At 67.0% G+C, this 24,576-nt stretch carries 19 protein-coding genes; 6 read left to right on the top strand and 13 right to left on the bottom strand.

Annotation, left to right across the window (positions count from 1 at the left end; genetic code table 11):
* The first annotated feature begins 118 nt into the window (after positions 1–118).
* The gene (locus ACZ5R1_RS18015) at positions 119–2,032 is read left to right on the top strand and encodes a hybrid sensor histidine kinase/response regulator (RefSeq protein ID WP_027601314.1); all 1,914 of its coding nucleotides are present in this window, start codon (positions 119–121) and stop codon (positions 2,030–2,032) included.
* 99 nt (positions 2,033–2,131) lie between these two features.
* Entirely contained in the window at positions 2,132–3,775 is a 1,644-nt protein-coding gene (gene treA / locus ACZ5R1_RS18010; RefSeq protein WP_051398732.1) for an alpha,alpha-trehalase TreA, read from the top strand.
* 334 nt (positions 3,776–4,109) lie between these two features.
* Here the strand turns inward: treA and ACZ5R1_RS18005 are convergent, their stop codons facing one another.
* The 9 genes from ACZ5R1_RS18005 to ACZ5R1_RS17965 form a co-directional block, all read right to left on the bottom strand.
* On the bottom strand, positions 4,110–4,262 hold the full coding sequence (locus ACZ5R1_RS18005; protein ID WP_007162537.1) for a hypothetical protein: 153 nt from the start codon (positions 4,260–4,262) through the stop codon (positions 4,110–4,112).
* Positions 4,263–4,327: 65 nt separating this feature from the next.
* Positions 4,328–6,139 (bottom strand): ABC transporter ATP-binding protein, encoded by a 1,812-nt coding sequence (locus ACZ5R1_RS18000; protein WP_115945828.1) that lies wholly within the window; start codon positions 6,137–6,139, stop codon positions 4,328–4,330.
* Positions 6,140–7,075: 936 nt separating this feature from the next.
* Complete coding sequence (locus ACZ5R1_RS17995) at positions 7,076–8,491, bottom strand: GGDEF domain-containing protein (protein ID WP_464712630.1); 1,416 nt, start codon at positions 8,489–8,491, stop codon at positions 7,076–7,078.
* 120 nt (positions 8,492–8,611) lie between these two features.
* Positions 8,612–11,251, bottom strand: a complete 2,640-nt coding sequence (locus tag ACZ5R1_RS17990) for an MGH1-like glycoside hydrolase domain-containing protein (RefSeq protein ID WP_074584969.1) — start codon at positions 11,249–11,251, stop codon at positions 8,612–8,614.
* A gap of 269 nt (positions 11,252–11,520) precedes the next feature.
* Positions 11,521–13,158 carry a malate dehydrogenase (quinone) gene (mqo, locus tag ACZ5R1_RS17985; RefSeq protein WP_027597252.1) on the bottom strand — a complete coding sequence of 546 codons (1,638 nt, stop codon included), beginning with the start codon at positions 13,156–13,158 and terminating at the stop codon, positions 11,521–11,523.
* Positions 13,159–13,638: 480 nt separating this feature from the next.
* Positions 13,639–14,565, bottom strand: coding sequence for a 23S rRNA (adenine(1618)-N(6))-methyltransferase RlmF (gene rlmF / locus ACZ5R1_RS17980; RefSeq protein WP_115945829.1), 927 nt, complete (start codon positions 14,563–14,565; stop codon positions 13,639–13,641).
* A gap of 55 nt (positions 14,566–14,620) precedes the next feature.
* The gene (locus ACZ5R1_RS17975; protein ID WP_027597250.1) at positions 14,621–15,592 is read right to left on the bottom strand and encodes an aldo/keto reductase; all 972 of its coding nucleotides are present in this window, start codon (positions 15,590–15,592) and stop codon (positions 14,621–14,623) included.
* Between the two features lie 59 nt (positions 15,593–15,651).
* Positions 15,652–16,356, bottom strand: a complete 705-nt coding sequence (locus ACZ5R1_RS17970) for a pseudouridine synthase (protein WP_115945831.1) — start codon at positions 16,354–16,356, stop codon at positions 15,652–15,654.
* The gene (locus ACZ5R1_RS17965) at positions 16,356–16,571 is read right to left on the bottom strand and encodes a cysteine-rich CWC family protein (protein WP_115945832.1); all 216 of its coding nucleotides are present in this window, start codon (positions 16,569–16,571) and stop codon (positions 16,356–16,358) included. Before ACZ5R1_RS17965 ends, ACZ5R1_RS17970 begins: the two co-directional genes overlap by 1 nt.
* Positions 16,572–16,714: 143 nt before the next feature.
* Here ACZ5R1_RS17965 and ACZ5R1_RS17960 point away from each other — a divergent pair, with 143 nt between their 5' ends.
* The 4 genes from ACZ5R1_RS17960 (at position 16,715) to ung (ending at position 19,486) form a co-directional block, all read left to right on the top strand.
* Entirely contained in the window at positions 16,715–17,836 is a 1,122-nt protein-coding gene (locus ACZ5R1_RS17960) for a glycerophosphodiester phosphodiesterase (RefSeq protein ID WP_007163045.1), read from the top strand.
* Positions 17,837–17,888: 52 nt separating this feature from the next.
* A complete protein-coding gene (locus ACZ5R1_RS17955; protein ID WP_007163044.1) occupies positions 17,889–18,341 on the top strand; it encodes an NUDIX hydrolase in 453 nt (150 codons plus the stop codon).
* 85 nt (positions 18,342–18,426) lie between these two features.
* Entirely contained in the window at positions 18,427–18,726 is a 300-nt protein-coding gene (locus ACZ5R1_RS17950; protein WP_007163043.1) for a hypothetical protein, read from the top strand.
* A 64-nt stretch (positions 18,727–18,790) separates the two neighbouring features.
* Positions 18,791–19,486, top strand: a complete 696-nt coding sequence (ung, locus tag ACZ5R1_RS17945; RefSeq protein ID WP_085982659.1) for a uracil-DNA glycosylase — start codon at positions 18,791–18,793, stop codon at positions 19,484–19,486.
* A 25-nt stretch (positions 19,487–19,511) separates the two neighbouring features.
* Here the strand turns inward: ung and ACZ5R1_RS17940 are convergent, their stop codons facing one another.
* The 4 genes from ACZ5R1_RS17940 to plsB all read right to left on the bottom strand — a co-directional run bounded on the left by ACZ5R1_RS17940 (position 19,512) and on the right by plsB (position 24,398).
* A complete protein-coding gene (locus ACZ5R1_RS17940; RefSeq protein WP_115945834.1) occupies positions 19,512–20,456 on the bottom strand; it encodes a DMT family transporter in 945 nt (314 codons plus the stop codon).
* 103 nt (positions 20,457–20,559) lie between these two features.
* Entirely contained in the window at positions 20,560–21,285 is a 726-nt protein-coding gene (locus ACZ5R1_RS17935; RefSeq protein WP_115945835.1) for an AraC family transcriptional regulator, read from the bottom strand.
* Between the two features lie 71 nt (positions 21,286–21,356).
* Positions 21,357–21,839, bottom strand: a complete 483-nt coding sequence (locus ACZ5R1_RS17930) for a YbaY family lipoprotein (RefSeq protein WP_007163039.1) — start codon at positions 21,837–21,839, stop codon at positions 21,357–21,359.
* A 48-nt stretch (positions 21,840–21,887) separates the two neighbouring features.
* Complete coding sequence (plsB, locus tag ACZ5R1_RS17925) at positions 21,888–24,398, bottom strand: glycerol-3-phosphate 1-O-acyltransferase PlsB (protein WP_077171776.1); 2,511 nt, start codon at positions 24,396–24,398, stop codon at positions 21,888–21,890.
* Between the last annotated feature and the right edge of the window lie 178 nt (positions 24,399–24,576).

Below are 24,576 nucleotides of genomic sequence, written 5' to 3'. Positions count from 1 at the left end.
TTCCGGTGCAGTGGTCGAAGCCCAGCGCGAAGCGAAACGTCGAAACTGTTAACGTAGACGGGTTCGCCTCGTCTGCTGGCGTTATGACATCTCCTTCTCCTACCGGCCACTAACCACCATGTCCCAGTTCCTTGCCGTCGGCCTGTTCGAATACGATCCCAGCCGCGCCAGATGGCGCGCGGATGCTGCCTGCGCGGCCATGCTGGAACGGGACGCCGAGGTACTGGCCCGGGGGCTCGCGCCCGCCGAGTTGCTGAGCGATCTGCAGAGCCGCAGCGCGCCACCCGAGGGCCTGCTGCCCGCCCCGGGGCAGGTCTGGGAGGCCTGGCGCCAGGGCGCCGATGGCCAGCTGCGCTGCCTGCAGTTCCAGCGGCGCGAGGCCGGCGGCGTACTGCTGGACGTCACCGCGCAGCGTCGCCATGAAGCCGAACTCTGGCAGGGCGAGGCCTTCAAGCGCAGCGTGATGGTCTGCAGCGTCGACTGCATCAAGCTGATCGATCTGGAAGGGCGCCTGGAGTACATGAATCCGGGCGGTCTCATGGTCATGGAGATCGACGACTTCATTCCCTTCCAGGGCCGCCTCTGGGCCGAACTCTGGCCCGAGGAGCAGCGCCATGAGGTGACCGCCGCCATCGAGGCGGCGCGGCAGGGTGGCATCGGCCGCTTCACCGGACTCGCGCCCACCGCCAAGGGCACCCGGCGCTGGTGGGACGTGGTGGTCACGCCGATCCTCGGCGATGACGGCAGCCCGCTGAAATTCCTCTCCATTTCCCGCGACGTCAGCGAAGCCGTCCACACCCGCGAGGCGCTGGACGAACTCAATCGCAACCTCGAAGAGCGCATCGAGGTGCGCAGCCAGGAACTGGTGGCCCTGGAAGAAGAGTTGCGCCAGGCGCAGAAGATGGAAGCCATCGGCCAACTCACCGGCGGCATCGCCCACGACTTCAACAACCTGCTGACCGGCATCGTCGGCTCCCTCGACCTGATGCGCCGCCGGGTGCAACAGGGCCGTATCCAGGAGCTGGAACGCTACCTGGACACCGCCACCCGCTCGGCGGAGAACGCCGCGGCCCTGACCCAGCGGCTGCTGGCCTTCGCCCGCCGCCAGGTGCTCGAACCCCGCCCGGTGGATGCCGGCCAGCTGGTGCAGGGCATGCACGAATTGCTGCGCCACAGCCTGGGCAAGAAGATCCGCAAGGACGTCCAGCTCGACACCGACCTCTGGCTGCTGCACTGCGATCCGCACCAGCTGGAAAACGCCATCCTCAACCTGGCCATCAACGCCCGCGACGCCATGCCCGAGGGCGGCAACCTGAGCATCCGGGTGGACAATGTCAGCGGACCCCTGAGCATCGGTCTGCCGATCGAGACGGTGGACGGCGATTTCGTCCGCATCCAGGTCTGCGATACCGGCACCGGCATGGACGCCGATACCCTCAAGCGCGCCTGCGAACCCTTCTTCACCACCAAACCCAGCGGGCGCGGCACCGGACTCGGGCTGTCGATGATCTACGGTTTCGTCCGCCAGTCCGGTGGCCAGGTGGAGATCCACTCGGTGGTGGGCGAGGGCACCTGCATCAGCCTCTATCTGCCGCGGCTGCTGGCCCGGCCGGCGCCGGAAAGCGCGCCCAACGACGCCGAGGGCCCGGTGCTGCCGGAAGTCTCCGGCGACTGCGCGCTGATCGTCGAAGAAGAGCGCGAAGTCCGCGTCATCATCGGCGAGGTGTTGGCGGAACTGGGCTACACGCCGTTGGCGGTGGCCGACAGCGCCACCGCTGTCGCGCTCATCGCCTCCGGCACCCTGCGCATCGACCTGCTGGTGACCAGTCTCGGTCTCGCCGGGCTGGACGGCCGGCAACTGGCCGAGCAGGCGCGAGCCACCACGCCCGGACTGCCGGTGCTCTATCTGTCCGGCCAGGCGGATCCGGCGTCCCTGCCGGAGCTGGCGGAAGAGGGCGTCGAACTTATCGGCAAACCCTTCGGCCTGGAAGAGCTGGCGCGCTGCGTGAGGCGTCTGCGTCCGGGCGGCTGAGCCGGTCGCGGCGAACTGTCGCGGCGCGCCAGGGTCGATCCTTTCGAGTCGCAACCTCCGTTGCGGCTGCTGTCGTGTCGACAAGAAAAGGAGCGCTTCATGAAACGCCTGCCACCTGCGCCACCCGCGCGGATGCTCGTCCTGTCCCTGTCCATCGCCTTTCTCGCCGCCTGCGCCCATGAGGGCAGCAAGCCGGAAACCCCGACCTGGAGTTGGCGCGATGCCAGCAACGCCCGCGCCGTGCCGCCGGACCAGGCCTATCCCGAGCTGTTCACCGCGGTACAGCAGGGCAAGCTGTTCAGCGACCAGAAGCACTTCGTCGATGCCCTGCCCAAGCGCAATCCAGCCGACATCCGCCAGGACTACCTGGCCCAGCGCGACAAGCCGGGCTTCGACCTCAAGGCCTTCGTCAGCGCCAACTTCGAAGAATCCGATCCTATCAAGGCCGCCCCGCCCAAGGCGGGGGCCGACCTGCCCACCCACGTCAAGGACCTCTGGCCGGTGCTGACCCGCCATTACGAAGAGGTGCCGGCCTACAGCAGCCTGCTGCCGCTGCCCAAGCCCTATGTGGTGCCGGGTGGCCGCTTCCGTGAGGTCTACTACTGGGATTCCTACTTCACCATGCTGGGGCTGGCCAAGGACGGGCGCACCGACCTGGTCCGCGACATGGTGGACAACTTCGCCCATGAGATCGACGTCTACGGTCACATCCCCAACGGCAACCGCAGCTACTACCTGAGTCGCTCGCAACCGCCGTTCTTCGCCTACATGGTCGACCTGCAGGCCAGCCTGGAAGGCGACTCCGCCTATCGTCGCTACCTGCCGCAGCTGCAGAAGGAATACGCCTACTGGATGGCCGGCGCCGAAGGCCTACAACCGGGCCAGGCCAATGCCCATGTGGTCAGACTGGCCGATGGCACCCTGCTCAATCGCTACTGGGATGCCCGCGACACCCCGCGTCAGGAGTCCTACATGGAAGACCTGGCCACCGCCGCCCAGGCCAAGGGCCGACCGGCCGGTGAGGTCTATCGCGACCTGCGCGCCGGCGCCGAGAGCGGTTGGGACTTCTCCTCGCGCTGGCTGGGCGACGGCAAGACCCTGGCGACCATCCGCACCACCGCCATCGCGCCGGTAGACCTCAACAGCCTGCTCTATCACCTGGAGCAGACCATCGCCAAGGCCTGCGAGAAGACCGGCGAGGCCAGTTGCGTCCAGGCCTACAGCCAGAAGGCCAAGACCCGTCAGCAGGCCATCGACCGCTACCTGTGGAATCCGGCCGGTTACTACACCGACTTCGACTGGCAGGCCAAGCGCCGCACCGACAAGCTCTCCGCCGCCACCCTGTTCCCGCTGTTCGTGGGCGCCGCCAGCCAGAGCAGTGCCGACCAGACCGCGGCCACCGTGGCCAACCAGCTGCTGCGTCCGGGCGGCATCGCCACCACCACGGTCAAGACCGGCCAGCAGTGGGACGAACCCAATGGCTGGGCACCGCTGCAGTGGGTGGCCGTGGACGGCCTGCGCCGCTACCAGCAGGACAAGCTGGCCGCCGACATCGGCACCCGCTTCCTGACCCAGGTGCAGAACCTCTACGCCCGCGAGCAGAAGCTGGTGGAGAAATACGACCTCACCGGCGGCCAGGGTGGCGGTGGCGGCGAGTACGAGTTGCAGGACGGCTTCGGCTGGACCAATGGCGTCACGCTCAAGCTGCTCGAACTCTACAAACCGCAACCCGGCGCGAAATAGGGCAAAAGAAAAGGTCCGCTACGGCGGACCTTTTTCATCGCGTGAGACCCGTAGGTTGGGCTGAGACAGCTCTATCGTCGAAGCCCAATAATCCAGAAGTGATGACTCACCCGTTGGGCTTCGCTGCGCTCAACCCAACCTGCGAGCCGCTCTTTCCACTCTCCCTCCGGGAGAGGGCCGGGGTGAGGGCAAACCCTACGCCAGATCCATCCGAATACTGACGCTAGATTTCACAGCGGATCCACCGGCGGCGCATCGTCCTCGTCGGCCGGCAACTCCGCCGGATGCAGCCCTTCCGAGTCTTCATCCTCGGGCAGCGGCAGGATGGCGTTCATCAGCTGTACTCCGGATTGCGCGGATTCTTCTGCGGCAGGCGCTCTTCGACCGGCTTGTCATCCGGATCTTCGCCCACGGGCTCCTCGGGATCGGGCGCGATGTCCGGATCGATGTCCAGGTCGTCGGGGTTTTCCTTGATCTGATCGTTCATGCGGCCTCCGCGAGTGGTTGTCAAACGTTGGGCAGAGCCCCTGGCGCGAAGTTCGCCAGCGGCGATCAGCGATAGCCTCTGGCCTGCAGATCGAACAGCTGGGCATAGCGACCACCGCTGGCCAGCAACCCCTCGTGATCGCCTCGCTCGCGGATCTCGCCATCTTCCAGCACCAGGATCTGGTCGGCGTTGCGCACGCTGGAGAAGCGATGGGAGATCAGCAGGGTCATGCGTTGCTGCGCCTGGGCGCGAAAGCGCTCGAAGATCACCGCCTCGGCCGCGGCGTCCAGCGCGGCGGTGGGTTCGTCCAGCACCAGGATGTCGGCGTCCTCGCGCATATAGGCGCGCGACAGGGCGATCTTCTGCCACTGCCCGCCGGACAGTTCCTGGCCGCCCATGAACCAGCGTCCGAGCTGGGTCTCGTAGCCCTCGCGCAGACCGGCGATGACCTCGTCGGCCAGCCCCTGCTCGGCCGCCTTGCGCCAGCGCGCCTCGTCATTGAAGGCCTGGGTGTCGCCGACGCCCAGGTTTTCACCGGCGGTGAGCTGGTAGCGGATGAAGTCCTGGAAGATGACGCCGATGCGCGTGTGCAGGGCCGCCGGCTGCCACTCCTGCAGATCGCTGCCATCGAGCAGGATACGGCCCTGGGTCGGGTTGTGCAGGCGGGTCAGCAACTTGATCAGGGTGGTCTTGCCCGAACCGTTGGCCCCCACCAGCGCCAGGCTCTGGCCCGGCGCCAGGTGAAAGCTGATGTCCTTGAGCGTTGGCGCGGGCGCGCCCGGATAGGTGAAGCCAACCCCTTCGAATCTCAGGCCGTCGCCAGGCTGGCTGCCCCCCGTGAGGCTGCCGCCTTCGGCGCTGGTCGGCTGGCCCAGGTAGTCATAGAGATTGCTCAGGTAGAGGCTGTCCTCGTAGAGGCCGCCCAGGGCGGTCAGGCTGGCGCTGACCGCGCCCTGGCCCTGGCGGAACAGGGTGAGGTAGAGGGTCATCTGGCCCAGGCTCAGGCGGCCGCGCACGGTATCGAGCACCACCCAGGCATAGGCGGCATAGAAGGCGAGGGTGCCCAGCAGGCCAAAGACGAAACCCCAGCCGTCACGTCTCAGCGTCAGGCGGCGGTCCTCGGCGTAGAGCTTGGCGAAGGTGGTGCGATAGCGCTCCAGCAGCAGCGGCGCCAGGCCGAACAGCTTGACCTCCTTGATGTAGGCCTCGTGGGAAAGCAGCGTCTCCAGATAGGTCTGGCGGCGGGTCTCGGGCGCACGCCGGCTGAACAGGCGAAAGGCATCGCCGGAAAAGCGCGCCTCAGCCAGGAACACCGGTAGGGCGCCCACCACCAGCAACAGCAGGGCCCAGGGCGAGAAATGCACCAGCAACACGGCGAAGCTGATCAGGGAAATGAGGTTCTGCAACAGGGTCAGGGACTTGGTCACCAGCGCCAGGGGCCGGATGGAGGCCTCGCGCCGGGCCCGCACCAGCTTGTCGTAGAAGTCGGCGTCCTCGAATTGTGCCAGCGACAGGGTCTGGGCCTTTTCCAGGATCAGCAGATTCACGGTCTGCCCAAGGCGTACCCGCAGCAGCGATTGCTGCACCGACAGCAGCCGCTGGGCGCCCGCCAGGGCCGCCAGTACCCCGGCTTCGGCCAGCACGAACTTCAGTACCGGCCACAGCGGTGCCTGGCCCTGGTCGGCATGCAGCCGCATGGCCGCCACCACGGCATCGACGATGCGCTGCCCCAGCCAGGCGGCCAGTGCCGGCAGCAGGCCGGCGACGAGGGTCGCCAGGATCAGGCCGATCATCAGCGCGGGAGAGGTACTCCAGACCAGGCCGGCAGCGCGGCGCATCTGCTGTTGCACGATAGCGAAGGAGGTCGAGAGGGCCATGGCGGATCTTCGGCGGGGGTCAGCATTAGTCGAGGCGGCGGTCGCCATGTTCCCCAGGCTATGGCAAAAGGCTTACATCGACTGGTGTCACCTGGCCATGTTGCCACCTGCGGGGGCTGCGTAATCTACACCCATCAGCCGCGCAGGATGCGCAGCCCTGAGGTCACGGACGAAGACCAGGCCAGGAAGGCGCCTGACAGGACGTTGGGATGGTCGCAACAAAGAACCCGCTTCGGCGGGTTTTTGTTGGGCGCGGTTTGAGGTTGATAGGCGAGCCGGGCGGAGTATGGCAAAAGGCTTACATCGACTGGTGTCACCTGGCCATGTTGCCACCTGCGGGGGCTGCGTAATCTACACCCATCAGCCGCGCAGGATGCGCAGCCCTGAGGTCACGGATGAAGACCAGGCCAGGATGGCGCCTGACAGGACGTTGGGATGGTCGCAACAAAGAACCCGCTTCGGCGGGTTTTTTGTTGGGCGCGATTCAGGGTTGGCGGGCGGACCGGGCGGGGTATGGCAAAAGGCTTACACGCACTGGTGTCACCTGGCCATGTTGCCACCTGCGGGGGCTGCGTAATCTACACCCATCAGCCGCGCAGGATGCGCAGCCCTGAGGTCACGGATGAAGACCAGGCCAGGATGGCGCCTGACAGGACGTTGGGATGGTCGCAACAAAGAACCCGCTTCGGCGGGTTTTTTGTTGGGCGCGATTCAGGGCCGGCTGGTGGACCGGGCAGGGTATGGCAAAAGGCTTACACGCACTGGTGTCACCTGGCCATGTTGCCATCTGCGGGGGCTGCGTAATCTACACCCATCAGCCGCGCAGGATGCGCAGCTCTGAGGTCACGGACGAAGACCAGGCCAGGATGGCGCCTGACAGGGTGTTGGGATGGTCGCAACAAAGAACCCGCTTCGGCGGGTTTTTTGTTTTGGGCGTCATTCCGGATTGGCAGGGGCTTCGGGTCCGGGTTCCGCGGCGATGCGGTTGCGGCCGGCGCCCTTGGCTGCATAGAGCGCCCGGTCGGCGCCTTCGGTGAGGGTGTAGGCATCCATCCCGGCCCTGTGGGTGGCCAGGCCGACGCTCAGGGTGATGGGACGTCGTGACCAGGCGTGGTTGGCGACGGCGGCGCGGCAGCGCTCGGCCACCAGGTGGGCCGCGGTGAGATCGGCACCCGGCAGCAGGATGGCGAATTCCTCGCCGCCGTAGCGAAAGCAGGCGTCGTTGTCGCGACAGCTCTGCAGCAGCAACTGGCCGACGGCCTGCAAGGCGCTATCACCCGCCTGGTGACCATAGGCGTCGTTGTAGGCCTTGAAGTGATCCACGTCGATCAACAGCATGGACAGCGGCGTGCGCTGCTCCTCGGCGCGCAGCAGGTGCTCCGCCAGGCGCAGGTCGAAGGCGCGTCGATTGAACAGGCCGGTCAGGGCATCGGTGACGCTGCGCTGCTCGGCGGCCTGCATCATGCCCAGCAACTGGCGCTGCGAGGCCTCCAGCATGTGCTGTTGCTCGATGTGCTCGGTGACGTCCACCGACAGGCCCGCCAGGGCGATGCCCTGGCGGGTGACCAGGGGAAACTTGTAGGACTGCCAGAAGAGGCGGCGGCCATCGAGGGCGGTCATGCGCTCGACGAGGCGGCTCGGCTTGAGTTCGTTCATCACCTGCTCGTCGACCTGGCGAAAACGGGGCGCTGCCTCTGGCCAGATGGTGAAGTCGTCCTGGCCGATGACCTCGTCGCGGGTCAATTCAAGCTGCTGCAGAAAAGGCTCGTTGACATAGCGGTAGCGCCAGTCGCGGTCCTTGATGTAGGCGATGAAGGGCCCGTTGTTCATGAAGGCGGAAAAGTTGATGTCCAGCTCTTCCAGCTGGCGCAGGGTCTCGCGCTGTTGCAGCAGGATGATGACCTGTCGGGCCAGCCGTTGCAGATTGTCGACCTGAGCCGTCTCGAAACGCCGAACCCGGTCGTCCATCACGCAGAGGGTGCCCAGGGCGACCCCGTACCGGTCGAGCAGGGGGATGCCCAGGTAGGCGCGCATCCCTTCCAGCCCGGGAGCGGACCGGAGATGGGCGACGCGTGGGTCGCCTTGCAGGTCTTCCACCAGGAAGGGCTCACGCGGGGTACGGATCGCCAGGTGGCAGAGGGAGGCGTCGACCGGCACCTCGGCTAGCGTCAGGCCCTGACAGGCCTTGAACCAGAGACGGTGTCGATCGGCGAGGGTGATGAAGGCCACCGGCGCCCGGGTCAGCTGGCAGGCCAGGACGACGATGTCCTGGTAGGCGGCTTCGACGCCGCTATCGAGAATCTGCAACTCGCTCAGGGCGTGGAGACGCTGGGCGTCATCGGGGGCAGTCATGCGGGCTCGCGAAGGCGGGATGTCTGGCTAGAGCATAGTACCCGGGGTGGCCGAGGAAAACTGCAGCCTTGCCACAGTCCGCCGTGGTGCCGGTCGGGACCGGCACCACGGCGTGCTCGGCTAGCGCCGGGGTTGCAGCAGCAGTGCCACCAGGGCGCTCCAGCCGGTCTGGTGGGAAGCCCCGAGTCCGCGGCCGTTTTCACCGTGGAAATACTCGTGGAACAGCACCAGGTCGCGACTGCGCGGATCGTTCTGCAATTGCGGATAGTCGACCATGCTCGGGCGCTTGCCATCGGCGTCCTTGAGGAACAGCCGGGTCAGGCGCTGGCTGAGGCCGTCGGCGACCTCTTCCAGATTGGCCAGGTAGCCCGAACCGCTGGGATATTCCACCGAGAAGCTGTCGGCGTAGTAGCGGTGGAATTCGTGCAGCGACTCGATGAGCATGTAGTTGATCGGCATCCACAGCGGTCCGCGCCAGTTGGAATTGCCGCCGTACAGGCGCGAATCCGATTCCGCCGGCTGGTAGCGGGCGCTGAGCAGGTTGCCGTCGGCCTGGCGCATCTCGAAGGGTTGCTGTTCGTGGGCCTTGGACAGCGAGCGGATGCCGTATTCGGAAAGGAATTCGTTGTCATCCAGCATGCGCTTGAGCAGCAGCTTGGTGCGATGGCCGCGCAGCAGCGAGAGCAGGAATCGGTTGCCCTGGCCGGGCTCGGTCCAGCGCGAGACCAGTCGGGCGAGATCCGGACGCTGGCGCAGGAAGCCGCGCAGTCGTCCGCCGAGGCCGGGAAGGCCCTCGTGCTCGCGCTGTTCCAGGACCTGCACCGCGAACAGCGGGATGAGGCCGACGATGGATCTCAGGCGCAGCGGCTCGGCGCTGCCATCCGCCTTGTGCAGGACGTCATAGAAGAACTCGTCCTGTTCGTCCCAGAGGCCGTCTTCGCGGTCGTCGCTGTGGTTGATGGCGCCGGCGATGTGCAGGAAGTGCTCGAAGAACTTGACCCCCAGATCGACGTACACCGGATTTTCCTTGGCCAGCTCCAGGGCGATGCGCATCAGGTCCAGGGCATAGGCGGCCATCCAGGCGGTGCCGTCGGCCTGGTCCAGGTGATAGCCCTCCGGCAGGGGTGCCGAGCGATCGAAGAGGGCGATGTTGTCCAGGCCGAGAAAGCCGCCCTGGAAGATGTTGCGACCCTCGGTGTCCTTGCGGTTGATCCACCAGGAGAAATTCAGCAGGAGCTTGTGGAAGACACGCTCGAGAAAGACCCGGTCGCCCACCCCGGTCAGGGACTTTTCCTGCAGGTAGACGTGCCAGGTGGCCCAGGCATGCACCGGCGGATTGGCGTCCTCGAAATTCCACTCGTAGGCCGGCAGCTGGCCATTGGGGTGCATGAATCTGTCCTTCACCAGCAGCAGCAACTGCTGCTTGGCGAAGCCGGGATCGATCAGGGCATAGGCGACCGCCTGGAAGGCCAGGTCCCAGGAGGCGTACCAGGGGTACTCCCATTTGTCCGGCATGGAGACGATGTCGAAATTGAGCAGGTGCCGCCAGTGGCCGTTGCGGATGCGCTGGCGCTGCGCCGGCGGCGTCGGCTGGGCCGGATCGCCATCGAGCCAGCGATTGACCTCGAAATAGTAGAGCTGCTTGGACCAGAGCAGGCCGGCCAGGGCCTGACGCTGCACCAGGCGGGCATCGGGATCGGCGATCTTTTCCTGCAGGGCGGCATAGAAGGCGTCGGCCTCGGCGATACGCTCGGCAAAGATCGCATCGGCATCCACCGACAGCGCATTGGTGGGTGCCAGGCGCAGGTAGACCACGGTCTTGGCGCCACCCTCCAGCTCCACGGCGAAATGGGCGGCCGCCTTGCTGCCGAAGTCGCGGCGGATCGCCTCGCGGGCGCCGCGCACCACGTAGTCGTTGATGCCGTCCTTGAAGGGGCCCTCGGCAGCTTCACCGGTCAGGCGGGGCAGGTTGGTTTCGTTGTTGCAGAACAGCCACTCGGCCTCGCGTGGGCCCCAGGCGCTGACCACCAGGTCGGGCCGGTCGAAATAGCTGGCGCGAACCTGGTCGCCTTCCAGGCTGAGCATGGAGCGCGGCGGGGTACCGGTCCAGGCCCAGGTGTTGCGCGACCAGATCTGCGGCAGCACCCGCAGGCTGGCGCGCTCGGTCCCGCGATTCTCCACGGTGACCCGCATGAGGATGTCGTCGGGGGTGTGCTTGGCGTATTCGACGGTGACGTCGAAATAGCGGTCCTCGGCGAAGACGCCTGTGTCGAGGATCTCGAATTCGCGATCGTTCAGCCCGCGCCGGGCGTTTTCCTCGGTGAGCTGGGCATAGGGAAAGGCGGCGTGGGGGTACTTGTAGAGCATCTTCTGGTAGGCGTGGCTCGGCACCCCGTCCAGGTAGAAGTACAGCTCCTTGACGTCCTCGCCATGGTTGCCCTCGGCGTTGGTCAGGCCGAACAGCCGTTCCTTGAGGAAGGGGTCGCGCTCGTTCCAGAGGGCGATGCCCAGGCACCATTGCTGGGCCTTGTCGCAGAAACCGGCCAGGCCGTCTTCGCCCCAGCGATAGGCGCGGCTGCGCGCATGGTCGTGGGGAAAGTAGCGCCAGGCGTCGCCGTCGGCGCTGTAGTCTTCACGGACCGTGGCCCACTGGCGCTCGCTCAGGTAGGGTCCCCACTGTCGCCAGGCGGCGGCGTCGGTATCAGCCAGGCGCTGGCCTTCTCGGGTATGCAGGATGCCCGGGGCGGGATGTGCCGTCATCGTGTCTCCAGATTCAGGTAACGGTTAAGGCTCGAGGATAGATCACCATTGTGGCGTGCAAAGAGCGGCCTCGGCGTATCGCTGCAGTTTTAGTGCCTGTCTGGCGGGAAAAAATTCACGCCGTTGCGGTTTTCGTCACAGGGCTCCGGCCGCGGCAAGGGCTCTAGCCCGGGCCGGACGCGGGCGAAAAAAAGCCCCACGCCGGATCCGGGTGGGGCCTTTGGTCTTCGCGGTGAGCCCGCTGCGTACGCAGCGGGCCTGGCGGCGACTTACAGTGCCATGTCGTTGGCGGCCTTTTCGACACGCGGAGCGCTGGCGGTGGCCTTGGCGTTCTCGGTGCCGGTAGCGACCGGCGGGGTGGCCAGTTGCAGGACTTCGGCGGTGTAGTTCCACTCCTGCTGCACGCGCGCGGGGTCGCTGTTCAGCTTGGTGCCGTAGCTGGGCACGATCTGGTGCAGCTTGGCTTGCCACTCCGGGGTCGCGACCTTGTCCTTGAACACCTTCTCCAGCACGCTCAGCATGATGGGGGCGGCGGTCGAGGCACCCGGGGAGGCGCCCAGCAGGCCGGCGATGCTGCCGTCCTTGGCGGCGACGATCTCGGTGCCCAGCTTCAGCACGCCACCCTTGTCGGCGTCGCGCTTGATGATCTGCACGCGCTGACCGGCCTGCCACAGGCGCCAGTCTTCCTTCTTGGCGTTGGGGAAGTACTCGCGCAGGGCGGCCATGCGGTCGTCATCCGACAGCATCAGCTGACCGGCGAGGTATTCCACCAGCGGGTACTCGGCCACGCCCACGCGGACCATCGGCCAGGCGTTGTGGGTGTTGGTGCTGGTCAGCAGGTCCAGGTAGGAACCCTGCTTGAGGAACTTGGTGGAGAAGGTGGCGAAGGGCCCGAACAGGATCACGCGCTTGCCATCGAGCATGCGGGTGTCCAGGTGCGGAACCGACATCGGCGGTGCGCCCACCGAAGCCTTGCCGTAGGCCTTGGCCAGGTGCTGCTGGGCGATCTCGGGATTGTCGGTGACCAGGAAGGAGCCGCCCACCGGGAAGCCGGCGTAGTCGTTGGCTTCGGGGATGCCCGACTTCTGCAGCAGGTGCAGGGCACCGCCGCCGGCACCGATAAAGACGAACTTGGCATCGGTCTCGGTCTTCTTGCCGTCCTTGAGGTTTTTGTACTCCACACGCCAGCTGCCATCAGCATTGCGGGTGATGTTCTCGACTTCGCTGGACAGATTCAGCTTGAAGTTCGGCTTGGACTGCAGGTTGGCGGCGAACTGGCGGGTGATCTCGCCGAAGTTGACGTCGGTGCCCAGCGGACTCCAGGTGGCGGCGATCTTTTGCTTGGGATCGCGACCTTCCATCATCAGCGGAACCCACTGCTTGATCTGCGCGGGATCCTCGGAGTACTGCATGCCGGAGAACAGCGGGCTGGCCTTGAGCGCCTCGTAGCGCTTCTTCAGGAAGGCGATGTTCTCGTCACCCCAGACGAAGCTCATGTGCGGGGTGCTGTTGATGAAGCTCTTCGGATCCTTGAGGACGCCGTTCTTGACCTGCCAGGACCAGAATTGACGGGAGATCTGGAAGGCTTCGTTGATCTCGATGGCCTTGGCGATGGTGACCTTGCCGTCCTTGTCTTCCGGGGTGTAGTTCAGCTCGGCCAGGGCGGAGTGGCCGGTACCGGCGTTGTTCCAGCCGTTGGAGCTCTCGTCGGCGACCTTGTCCAGGCGCTCGACCATTTCCATGGTCCAGTTCGGCTCCAGCTCGTTCAGCCAGATGCCCAGGGTGGAGCTCATGATGCCGCCGCCGATCAGCAGGACGTCGACCTTCTTGGTGTCTTCGGCCTGTGCGGTGCCCAGGGCGGAGGCGATGGCGACGCCGAGCAGCGCGCCAGTCATTTTCTTCAGCATGTGGTCTCTCGTTCGATAGAAGCTGGGTCTGCTTATCGAGTTTCGGTGCGGTGCGGCACCATGGCACATGGGTGGATGTGCAGTGGGCGAGGCAGAATGCAGCCGGAAACACGCAAGGGCAGGTTCTTGTCCCTCCACCGCCCCTCTCTCATGAGTCACCGGAGGAGTCGGAGCAAAAACGCGATGCACGGCCTTGGCAGCGGCTGGCCGGAGACGAGGTCTCGGGCGCGGCTGCATGCGCGTGGCGTTTTTGTTGCCGGACATTTTAATGGGAAGGGGTAGGGCTGCCTAGCCTGCAATTCATTGGCTTTGCCTATTAGCCTTTGGTCTAATCTCGTGTGACCCCGGTCAAAGTCCCGCCAGATGGGTCGTCGAGCGCACCGGAGCGGCTCCAGGCGCGGCCGCGCAGGCAGCCGGCAGCACCGACGAAACCGGTCAGAAAGCCGCCGAAGGGTCGTCGTTCAAGCGCGGGGCGGTCGGTCAGGCGAAGCGCCAGGCAAGAAAGCGGCTCTGCTTCTGGCCCTGTGCCATGGCGACGACGCGGACCTCGCCGGCCTGCTCGCGGCGCAACGCCGCCTGCAACGGCGGCAGGTTGCTGGCCTTGGACACCAGGCAGGTGAACCAGCCGACTTGGCGTGCGCAGGCACGGCTCTCGCGGATCATCCGGTCGATGAAGGCCGCCTCGCCGCCGGGACACCAGAGTTCGGCCGCCTGGCCGCCGAAATTGAGCAGGGGGACCTGCTTGCCGGTGGTCTTGCCCAGATTCTTCCACTTGCGCTGGCTGCCGCGGACGGCATCGTCGGGGCTGGCGTGGAAGGGCGGATTGCACAGGGTGGCGGCATAGCGCTCGCCGGGTTGCAGGATGCCGGCAAAGATCGCCTGAGGCTCCGGCTGCAGACGCAACTCGATGGCGGCGGCGCAATCCGGATTGGCCGCCAGGGTGCGTCCGAAGGCATCCAGCGCCGCCGGAGCGATGTCGCTGCCAACGAAGTGCCAGCCATACTCCTTGAAACCGATCAGCGGATAGACGCCATTGGCGCCCGTGCCCACGTCCAGCAAGCGGGTCGACTCGCCCCGGGGAATCCGGCCGCCATTGCCCTCGGCCAGCAGGTCGGCCAGGTGGTGCAGGTAATCCGCCCGACCGGGAATCGGTGGGCAGAGAAAATCGGCGGGAATGTCCCAGTCGCGCACGCCGTGATGCAACGCCAGCAGGGCCCGGTTGAGCGCCCGGACCGCCTGGGGGTCGGTGAAATCGATGGACAGATTGCCCCGCGGCGTCGGTGCCACGAAGGGCCTGAGCGCTGGGTTCGCGCGCATCAGGGCGGGAAAGTCGTAGCTGCCCTGGTGGCGATTGCGGGGATGCAGGGGCGCGGGGCGGCCAGGCAGGGGGCGGCGGGGCGAGGTCATGAGGGCAGGCAGGGTGGAAAAGGGGCGGCGAGCCTAGCACAGCCGCCCTTTTCACTCACGCGGGTGTCGGGGCGTCCTCCGGCAGCACGCCGATCTCGCGCAGGTTGCGCCAGAAGGCGGCGGGGATGGGCGCCCGCAGCAGCTCGGCGTTCTGTCGGGCCCGCTCCGGGGTGCTGCTGCCGGGAATGGTGGCGGCCACCGTGGGATGGGCCAGGCAGAACTGCAGGGCCGCGGCGCGGATGTCCACCCCGTGATCCTGGCAGACGCCCTCGATCAACTCGACCTTGCGGCGCAGTGCCGGCTCGGCTTCGGCATAGTTGTAGTGCTTGCCGCCCGCCAGCAGACCGGAGTTGTAGGGCCCACCCACCACGATGCCCACGCCGCGGCGTTCGCATTCGGGAAAGAGGGTGTCCAGGGCTTCGCGGTGGTCCAGCAGGGAATAGCGACCGGCCAGCAGGAAGGCGTCGGGATCGCTCTGCTCCAGCGCCAGGCGGCAGGGCTCCACCAGGTTGACGCCCAGGCCCCAGCCCATGATCAGGCCCTCTTCGCGCATCTCGGTAAGGGCCTTGGCCGCACCCTGCATGGCCTGGGCGAAGTAGTCGCGCCAGGCCGGGCCGTGCTGGTCTTCGGACAGGTCGTGGATCCACACCAGGTCGAGGCGATCGGTCTTGAGACGTTCCAGGCTGGCCTCGATGGAGCGGCGGGCGCCGTCGGCGGAATAGTCGAGCACCCGCTTGAAGGGCAATTCATTGACGAACGGCGGCGCGTTTTCCGGCTGATCGGCCGGTTCCAGCAGGCGGCCGACCTTGCTGCAGAGGACGAAATCGTCGCGCGGCTTGTCGGCCAGCACCTCGGCGAAACGTCGCTCCGACAGCCCGGCGCCATAGTGGGGCGAGGTGTCATAGAGGCGGATGCCCGCGTCCCAGGCGGCTTCGAGGGTCGCCCGGGCCTCGGCGTCGCCTACCTCGCGGAACATGTTGCCCAACGGGGCACCGCCGAATCCGAGGGAGGGGATATCGATACGCATGAGAGGTCTCCAGGGGTACGTGTCTGCATCCCGACCGGTGCCCCGCCGCTCCTGTTCCCCTAATCCGCCGGACGTAGCAGCGCCACCTCTGCGGGCGTGAGTGGACGACAGGCGCCCTCGGCCAGCGCCGGATCCAGTTCCAGGTTGCCGATGCGATCGCGGTGCAGGGCGATGACCTCGATGCCGAAGCGGCCGAACATGCGCTTGACCTGGTGATAGCGACCTTCGACCAGGGTCAGGTAGGCGGTGTGCTCGTCCAGCAGCTCCAGCCGCGCCGGTTGGGTGGTGAGGTCTTCGTAGGCGAAGTAGAGGCCCTCGGCAAAGGCCGCGACCAGGTGCTGGGGGATGACCTCGTTGGTGGTGACCCGGTAGCGCTTGGTCTGCTTGTGGCGCGGATGACTCAGGCCGCGCGACCACTGGCCGTCGTTGGTGAGCAGCAGCAGGCCGGTGGTGTTGAAGTCCAGCCGTCCGGCCAGGTGCAGATCGGCACGCTGGTCCGGCGCGAGACAGTCCAGCACCGTGGCATGGCGGGCGTCGACGGTGGCGCTCACGCAGCCGCGCGGCTTGTGCAGCATCAGGTAGCGGCCGCCGGGACCGTCCTGCAGCAGGCGCTCGTCGGCCTCGATGCGATCGAAGGCGAACACCTCCTGCGCGGCCTGCAGGGTGGTGGCGCCGTTGACCCTTACCCGACCTTCCGCGAGCAGGCGCCGGGCGAGTTGGCGGCCCAGCTCGGGTCGGTTGCCCAGCCAGCGATCCAGACGCATCAGCAAGGCTCGTCGGCGACGCCGGCCGCGCAGGCCGGGCAGAGGCAGCGTCGATCACGCTCTTCCGCGGGCAGGCGTTCCAGGGCGGCGGGATCCATCGGCGTCTGCAGGCACCAGCAGTCGCGGAGCTCGCCACCGGCCGCCAGGACGCAGCTGTTGGCCTGGCCGCACAGCGGGCAGCGGGTGGGATCGAAGGGCGTGGGCGATGCGGCCATGGTGATCTCGTCGGGCGAAGCGGGCGGCAGAGTACCGGAAATTGCGACCTGGATAACGTCCGCTACGCTGGGGGTCTGCGTACTGTCGCATCCGGGGTGCAAGCTGCATCCTAGCTCCGATCGTCGGACCACCCGAGGAACCCATGACAATAACTGCTCTGCGCACCCTGATCCGTACCCTCATTCCCGGCACCCTGCTGGTCAGCCAGCTGGCGCTGGCCACCGAAGCCGATGTCGGCCAGACCCTGGCCCGGCAGGCCGGCATTCCCTGGCCGGCGGTGATCGCCCATCGCGGCGCCTCCTTCGACGCCCCCGAATCCACCGCCCCGGCCTACCTGGTGGCGCGGGAGCTGGGCGCCGACTACCTGGAACTCGACCTGCAGCGCACCAAGGACGGCCAGCTCATCGCCCTGCACGACGATACCCTGGAGCGCACCACCGACGTCGCCAAGCGTTTCCCCGAGCGCGCCAAGGCGCCGGTCAGCCAGTTCACCCTGGCCGAACTCAAGTCGCTGGACGCCGGCAGCTGGTTCAATCAGGCCCATCCCGACCGTGCCCGGCCAAAGTTCGCCGGACTCAGGATCCTCACCCTCGACGAGGTCATCGACATCGCCGAGGGCGGTCGCAACAAGCCGGGTCTCTACATCGAGACCAAGCAGCCCAAGCTGTTTCCCGGCATCGAGCGCGATCTCAAGGCCAAGCTGACCCAGCGCGGTTGGCTCGGCAAGCCCAAGGCCGGCGCCACCGGCGTCGCCGCCATGCCCGGGCGGGTGATCCTGCAGACCTTCGAGAAAGGCAGCCTGGAGCTCCTGCAGAAGGAGATGCCCGACACGCCGAAGATCCTGCTGCTGTGGCTGGGTGACGACTACATCCCGGCCAAGCCCGGACCCACCTACGCCGAATCGGGCGAGGCCAGCAAGGCGGCCTACTATGCCAAGCAGCAGGTGCGCTCCGAGGGCGATTTCACCGCCTGGATTGAGTGGGCCAAGGCCCATGGCGCCATCGGCATCGGCCCCTCGGCAGCCCTGGAGGAGGGCGGCGACCAGAGCTATGCGGACCTGGTGAAGCCCTGGATGAACGACGTCGCCCACGAGCGGGGTCTGCTGGTGCATGCCTACACGGTGGATTCGGCGGTGGACTACGCCCGTCTCGCGCCGCGTGGGGTGGATGGCTTCTTCAGCAATCGCGCCGCCGAATTGCTGAAGTTCTATGAGCGTCCGGCCAAGCAGGCACCCGCGGCCCTGCTCAAGCAGCTGGGTTACTGAGTCCAGACGGGGAGGCCTGGGGGTCTCCCTCGTCGCCACCGGAGGCCTCCGCATGTCCCGCCATGCCTTCAACGGCGCCAAGCTGGCGCTGCTCTGCGCCGAGCAGATCCTGGTCTATCAGCGCGATGACAAGCCCGACATCCCCTGGCCGGCTCTCTGGGACCTGCCGGGCGGCGGGCGCGAAGACGACGAAACGCCCGAGCGTTGCGCCCTGCGCGAGCTGGAAGAGGAATTCGGCCTGGTGCTGGATGAGGCGCGGCTGACCTGGGGACGTTGCTATCCACCGCGTCAGCCGGGCTATCTGCCCAGCTGGCTGTTCGCCGGGCAGTTGCATCCCGCCGAGATCGCCGCCATCCGCTTCGGTGACGAAGGCCAGCACTGGCAGCTGATGAGTATCGTCGACTTTCTCGCCCATCCCCAGGGCGTGCCCCATCTGCAGGCGCGGCTGCGGGACTACCTGGGCGAGCGGAAGGAAAGCGGACCGGCGTCTCTTAATCCCGGCTGAATGAACGCGCGATAATCGAGCGCGAGCGGCGGGCGCAGCTTAAGCTTTCTCCAGGCCCATCCGGGCCGTTCTGGAGATCTCCCCCATGCGCCATTTCCTCTTGGCGTCGCTCTGTGCCCTGACCTTCACCGGCTGCACCGTCTACGACACGTCCCCGCGCTATTACAGCCGTCCGGCACCCCCCGCGGCGGTCTTTTACGGCACGCCAGCCTATCCGCCGCCCGCGGTCATCGTGCGGCCCTATGGCTACGGCTACTACTATCGACCGGCCCCGCCACCACCGCCCCACTGGGGGCCGGGTCCCGGTTGGGGACCGCCGGGCTGGGGGCCGCGCCCAGGTTATGGTCCGCCCGGCTGGGGCCCGCGCTACGGTCCGCGCTGGTAGCGGGTTTGACAGGGGCAGCCGGCTTTTCTAGGGTGCTGCCCTTGTCTTGACCAGGAAGCCTCGAATCGTGGACGACGATCGCATCAAGCTCGACCCCCAATGGAAAGCCGCGCTGCGCGACGAATTCGAGCAGCCCTACATGCGTCAGCTGAGCGAGTTCTTGAGGCGCGAGAAGGCGGCGGGCAAGGTCATCTATCCGCCCGGTCCGCTGATCTTCAATGCTCTCAATACCACCCCTCTGGATCAGGTCAGGGTGGTGATTCTCGGTCAGGATCCCTACCACGGTCCGGGCCAGGCCCATGGCCTCAGCTTCTCGGTGCAACCCGGGGTGCCGGCGCCGCCGTCGCTGCAGAACATCTTCAAGGAACTCAAGCGCGACCTGAACCTGCCCATTCCCAACCACGGCTATCTGCAGCACTGGGCGGAGCAGGGCGTACTGCTGCTCAACACCTCGCTGACCGTGGAGCAGGCCAACGCCGGCTCCCATGCGAAGGCCGGCTGGCAGCGATTCACCGATCGCGTCATCGAGGTGGTCAGCGCCGAGCGCGAGAATCTGGTGTTCCTGCTCTGGGGCAGCCATGCCCAGAGCAAGCAGGCGCTCATCGATCCCCAGAAGCACCTGATCCTCAAGTCGGCGCATCCCTCGCCACTGTCGGCCCATCGCGGCTTCATCGGCAACGGCCACTTCGGTCGCACCAACGAATTCCTGCGCAACGCCGGGCTCACCCCCATCGACTGGGCTTTGCCGCCGCTGGCGTAGGAGGGGCGCAGCCGGATTCTCAGGGTCAGGTCGCCGCCGCCGCTACCGTCCGGGCCGGGCGCCGGTGGCACTGCAGGCACCAGCTCGTCCCGAGCAGGAGCAGGAGGATCGCCAGGGCTTCCAGGCGAGTCGGCCAGCGCCCGTTCCAGAGAAAGCCATAGGTCAGCGAGGCCAGGGTCTCGATGACGATGGCCTGGCCACTCAGGGTCAGGGGTAGCCGGCGGCTGGCCTGGTTCCAGCAGGCGCCACCGATCACCGAGGCGAGCAATGCCACGCCGGCAGCCACCAGCAGCGGCTGCAGCCAGTCCGCCGGTGCTCGCCACGCCAGCGCCTCGCCGAGCAACCAGGGCGCGGCCAGCAGGGCCTGGGCGCCGGTCATCCCGCCCAGCAGCAGGCCCCAATCGTGGGCGCCGATCGGCGTCCTGGCCAGGAAGCGCGTGTTGACCACCGCGAACCAGCTCCAGGCCAGCAGGGCGCCACAGGCGCACAGCAGGCCCAGGGCGGGCTGCTCGCCGACGGCGGTGGTGGTCAGCGTCTCGTAGCTGATCAGGGCCACGCCGAGCAGCGCGCAGCAGAGCGACGGCCAGAGGCGCCCGAAACTCACGGCGCCCGCGTCGCGCTGCCCGGCCAGGGCCACCAGCAGCGGGATCAGGCCGACGATCAGGGTGGTCGCCGCGATGCCGGCCTGCTTCACGCCCACGCCGACCAGGGTGTAGTAGCCCAGGTTGCCGATCAGGCTGAGCCAGAACAGGCGTCTGCCGTCGGCCCAGCTCAGTTGCGAGCGCAGTCGGCGCCAGCAGGGCAGCAGCAGCCCGAGAGACACCAGTCCGTAGCAGAGAAAGCGCAGCACGGCGAACTGGGCGCCGCTCAGGTCGGGGACCAGCGCCGGCGCCAGAAAGATCACGCCCCAGCACAGGCCTGCCGCCAGCCCATAGCCGATACCCACTGCCGATAGTTCTCGTTCCTGCATAGCACCGTCTCCACCCATTCGCCACCAGTGTGGCGACGGCGAGGGAAGCCGGTCTTGCGCGAGGCTGCGGGGCTTTTTACCTGGACTGCTTACCTGGACTGAGTTACCCGGGCAGTCGTTGGCCGCGCCGCCAGGCGGCCGGGCTGATGCCCTGGCGGCGGGTCATGGCGCGGGTCAGGGCGGCCTGATCGGAAAAGCCGACGCGCAGGGCGATGTCGGCAATCGGGAGGCGGCTGTCGCCCAGCCAGAGCTGCGCCTGGCGCAGCCGCAGATCGGTCAGCCAGGCCTGGGGCGTCTGGCCGAAACGCTGGTGGAACAGCAGGTGCAACCGCGTCAGCCCCAGGCCCGCCAGACGGGCCATGGCCGCATTGTTCCAGTCACCCGCGGGCTGGGCCTCCACCTGGGCCAGCAAGCGGTCGAAGGCCGAGCCGGCGGCAGTGGCGTCGAGCGAGGCGAGCAGCAGGCGGGTGAGTTCGGGCGCGTGTTGATCGAGGGCATCAGGCGAAGTCAGCTCGGCGAAGGCGATCAGCTGCCGCGTCGCAGGCGGAATCGCCAGCCCCGGCTGCCGTAGCGCGCGATCCAGAATGGGGGCAGGCAACCAGTCGGCTGCGCAATCGATCACCAGAAAGCGGCTGCCTGGCTCCGATTGCTGGGCATGACCGCAGTCGGGCGCCACCAGGGCCGCGAGCCCGGTATGCAGCCGCGTCCCGCTACGCCCGGCGAGTTCCAGCTCCATGCCGCCCTGGATGGGCAGCACCAGCTGCGCGAAGGCATGGGCATGGGGCTGGTGGTCGCCCTGATAGCGCTTGATGGCGAGGCGAGGAGTCAAGGCGCACCTCGGTGGAGAAGCGGGAGGTCGAGAGCCTTGATCCTAGCATGCCACGCCGAGTCTCTTGGAGTTCAGCGCACCGGCTGCAGCGGCAATTCCACCTCGCCACCGCTGTTCAGATCCACGGTCACCGGCTGCTGGGTCAGGTACAGCGGGCGACCGCCGAGCAGGATGCGGCCGCTGAGCAGATAGCGCTCGCCGCTCTTGACCTTGGCCGGGGCGTAGTCGAGGCGGAAGGGCACCTGGCCGGGTTGCTTGACGAACAGGGTGCGCTGGGCCAGGCGACCGGCAGGGGTATCGCCGGCGCTGGCACTGTAGAGGCTGACAGTGAGCTTGGCGGTGGGCGGTACCGGCTCGTTGGCGGTAAAGGTGGCCTGGCCGCTGAGGCTGGTCATGCTCGGCTGGGCCGGCACGCCAGGGGTGGTGGTCTGCGGCTGCTCGGTGGGCGGCAGCGGCTGGCCGGCCGGCGGCGGTGGCGTCGCGGGACCGGGGCGCAGCCCGCTACAGGCGCTGAGCAGCAGCGAGGTGGCGAGCAGGGTGGCGATTCTTTTCATGGGTAGATCCTGGACTGAAATCGACTGCTGTGACCCATGGATGCCTGCTTAGTTGCCGGCGGGCACAGGGGATTCGGCTTCCGGCAGGTCCGGAGCATCGGGCCGATCCAGGGCCACCTGGCGGATCGACAGGCGAATCTCCGCCGGCAGCACCCGCTTGCCCGCACCCTCGGCCAGTTCACCAAGCAGTTCATGGTGGCCCAGGGTGCCGTCGTCGGCCTTGCGCAGCACCCCTTCCGCCAGCAGCGTCTGGATGAAGTGGCGGAACAGCGACTTGTCGAAGAATTCCGGCGCATTGAGGCCATGCAGCACCGACAGCCGCTGGGCCATCACCGTGCAGAGTTCTTCCAGCTGCGGCGCGGTCAGGCTGTTCTGCCCGTGGTTGAGAATCAGCGCGGTGGTCATGTAGTAGCGCTGCAGGGTCTGCAGGATGGCCCGCGCCAGCAGGGTGAGGCGGACGAACTGCCGCGAGCTGGGCGCCGCGCGCACGAAGACGTCGTCCTCGATACGCAGCAGGCCGCGCTCCACCATGGCCTCCAGCCAGCCGTCCAGCACCAGCGGCAGCTCCTCGCGCTCCCAGTGGATGAACAGCTCGGCCTGCAGATAGGGATAGAGCGCCAGGGCGAATCTATGGATCAGCTCGCGGGTCATGCGCCCGGTGTTCTGGAAGAAGCTGGCGATCAGCGCCGGGATGGCGAAGAGGTGCAGGACGTTGTTGCGGTAGTAGGTCATCAGCACCGCGTTCTGCTCGTCCAGGTAGAGGATGCGCCCCAGGGCGTCCTGCTGCTCGGAGAGGAAGCCGAGGGCGCGCACCTCTTCGATGATCGCCTGGCCGTCGCCCTCGGGCAGGGTGACGCTGGTGGAGTAGGGGACCCGTTTCAGCAGATCCAGATAGAGGTCGATGGCGCGCACCAGGGCGCCTTCGTCGAGGGCCTGGCGATGGGTCGAGAGCAGTGCCAGGGCCACCAGGTTGACCGGGGTGACGGCCGCCGCGGCATTGATGCGGCGCACCACCCGCTCGCCCAGTTCGTGGGTGACCGAATTGAACCAGGCGGGCTTCAGGTCTTCGCCCAGGGGTTCGTCGCGCCAGCCTGGACGGCGGGCATCGAGAAAGCTCTGCAGCGGGATGGGCTCGCCGAAGTTGACCCAGACCCGACCGAAGCGCTGGCGCAGGGCGCCGAAGACCTTGACCAGGTCGAAGATGGATTCCTTCTTCTTGGCCGCGCCGCGCAATTCACCGAGGTAGGTGCGACCCTCGAACACCTTTTCGTAGCCGATGTACACCGGTACGAAGACGATGGGCCGCCGGGAATCGCGCAGAAAGCTGCGCAGGGTCATGGCCAGCATGCCGGTGCGTGGCTGCAGGGTACGGCCGGTCCGCGAGCGCCCGCCCTCGACGAAGTACTCGGTGGAGAAGCCGCGGCTGAACAGGCTGTGCAGGTATTCGTTGAACACCGCGGCATAGAGGGCGTTGCCCTTGAAACTGCGCCTCATGAAGAAGGCGCCGCCGCGTCTCAGGATGTTGCCTACCACCGGCATGTCCAGGTTGATGCCGGCGGCGATGTGCGGCGGGGTCAGGCCGTTCTGGAACAGCAGGTAGGAGAGCAGCAGGTAGTCGATGTGGCTGCGGTGGCAGGGGACATAGACCACGGTATGACCGGGCGCCATCTCCTGGATCCGCTCGATATGGCTGACCGTGACGCCATCGTAGATGCTGTTCCAGAACCAGCGCAGACCGACGTCAAGGCAGCGCACTACAGGATAGGAGAAGTCTGAGGCGATCTCCCGGGCATAGTGCGCCGCCTCGTCTTCGATGCGCCCGGGAGTGGCCTTGCGCTGGGCGATCTCGTGGGCGATGGTCGCCCGCACCTGGGGTGCCCGCAGCAGGCCGCGCAGCAGGGTGCGCCGGTGCGACAGGTCCGGACCGATCACCGCCTGGCGCACGTTGCGGAAGTGGATGCGCAGCCGGCGCATCACCAGACGCTCCAGGCGTTGCGGATCGGGGCGCTGGCTGGCCAGTTCGCCCAGGGACAGTGGCTTGGAGAATTGCACCCGGGTCAGCCGGCCCAGCACCAGGATGCGCGCCAGCTTGCGCAGCCGGCCGGTCACCACCCAGTTGTCCGCCCAGAGCAGTTTCCAGGGACTGGTCTCGCGATCCGGCGACTGACCCCAGAAGACGCTGACCGGCACCAGCTGGACGTCTTCCAGCTGCTGCTCGGTCACCGCGGTGACCACCCGGCGCAGGGTGGGGGGCACCGAGCGCCGCGCCGGGCGCCCGCGCCAGTTGGCCTTGCCGGTGGCGTTGAAGTAGGCCAGTGGCTCGGTCTTGCTACCCAGCACCAGCGGGCGTAGCGGTCGCGGCAGCCCGGCCTTGCGGCACTCCCGGTCGAGCACCGCCAGATCGCTCAGCGAGGCTTCGGGGAGGACATAGAGCACCGGCTTGGCGGGATCGATGCGGCTGAGCAGACTGGCCGCCTGGGTGGTCTCGGAGCGAACCCAGAGATAGAGCAGGCGCTTGAGCAGCGAGAAGGCCAGAAGGCGCAGCGGCGAACGGGTCATGGAGGGCTACCGGAATGACGGGGCGGCAGTGTGCCGGATGGCCTGGCGGGCGTAAAACCGCCTGTGTTGTTCTGACTTCGACCCGGCAGTCGGCGCCTTGTCCCCGCTGTCGAAAAAATGCCGCTTAAATCGTCGAAAACCCGGCGCTGGCGCGGCTTCCAGCCGTGATGGCACTTTG

It is taken from the genome of Pseudomonas sp. Pso3 (assembly GCF_055393275.1).
Note: the sequence above shows the minus strand (reverse complement) of the source record. Positions and strands in the feature narration are given on the sequence as shown.

Excerpts from the sequence above, each read along its gene's own strand:
- ACZ5R1_RS18015 (WP_027601314.1), top strand. The coding sequence starts at position 119 with ATGTCCCAGTTCCTTGCCGTCGGCCTGTTCGAATACGATCCCAGCCGC.
- treA (WP_051398732.1), top strand. The coding sequence starts at position 2,132 with ATGAAACGCCTGCCACCTGCGCCACCCGCGCGGATGCTCGTCCTGTCC.
- ACZ5R1_RS18005 (WP_007162537.1), bottom strand. The coding sequence starts at position 4,262 with ATGAACGATCAGATCAAGGAAAACCCCGACGACCTGGACATCGATCCG.
- ACZ5R1_RS18000 (WP_115945828.1), bottom strand. The coding sequence starts at position 6,139 with ATGGCCCTCTCGACCTCCTTCGCTATCGTGCAACAGCAGATGCGCCGC.
- ACZ5R1_RS17995 (WP_464712630.1), bottom strand. The coding sequence starts at position 8,491 with ATGACTGCCCCCGATGACGCCCAGCGTCTCCACGCCCTGAGCGAGTTG.
- ACZ5R1_RS17990 (WP_074584969.1), bottom strand. The coding sequence starts at position 11,251 with ATGACGGCACATCCCGCCCCGGGCATCCTGCATACCCGAGAAGGCCAG.
- mqo (WP_027597252.1), bottom strand. The coding sequence starts at position 13,158 with ATGCTGAAGAAAATGACTGGCGCGCTGCTCGGCGTCGCCATCGCCTCC.
- rlmF (WP_115945829.1), bottom strand. The coding sequence starts at position 14,565 with ATGACCTCGCCCCGCCGCCCCCTGCCTGGCCGCCCCGCGCCCCTGCAT.
- ACZ5R1_RS17975 (WP_027597250.1), bottom strand. The coding sequence starts at position 15,592 with ATGCGTATCGATATCCCCTCCCTCGGATTCGGCGGTGCCCCGTTGGGC.
- ACZ5R1_RS17970 (WP_115945831.1), bottom strand. The coding sequence starts at position 16,356 with ATGCGTCTGGATCGCTGGCTGGGCAACCGACCCGAGCTGGGCCGCCAA.
- ACZ5R1_RS17965 (WP_115945832.1), bottom strand. The coding sequence starts at position 16,571 with ATGGCCGCATCGCCCACGCCCTTCGATCCCACCCGCTGCCCGCTGTGC.
- ACZ5R1_RS17960 (WP_007163045.1), top strand. The coding sequence starts at position 16,715 with ATGACAATAACTGCTCTGCGCACCCTGATCCGTACCCTCATTCCCGGC.
- ACZ5R1_RS17955 (WP_007163044.1), top strand. The coding sequence starts at position 17,889 with ATGTCCCGCCATGCCTTCAACGGCGCCAAGCTGGCGCTGCTCTGCGCC.
- ACZ5R1_RS17950 (WP_007163043.1), top strand. The coding sequence starts at position 18,427 with ATGCGCCATTTCCTCTTGGCGTCGCTCTGTGCCCTGACCTTCACCGGC.
- ACZ5R1_RS17940 (WP_115945834.1), bottom strand. The coding sequence starts at position 20,456 with ATGCAGGAACGAGAACTATCGGCAGTGGGTATCGGCTATGGGCTGGCG.
- ACZ5R1_RS17930 (WP_007163039.1), bottom strand. The coding sequence starts at position 21,839 with ATGAAAAGAATCGCCACCCTGCTCGCCACCTCGCTGCTGCTCAGCGCC.
- plsB (WP_077171776.1), bottom strand. The coding sequence starts at position 24,398 with ATGACCCGTTCGCCGCTGCGCCTTCTGGCCTTCTCGCTGCTCAAGCGC.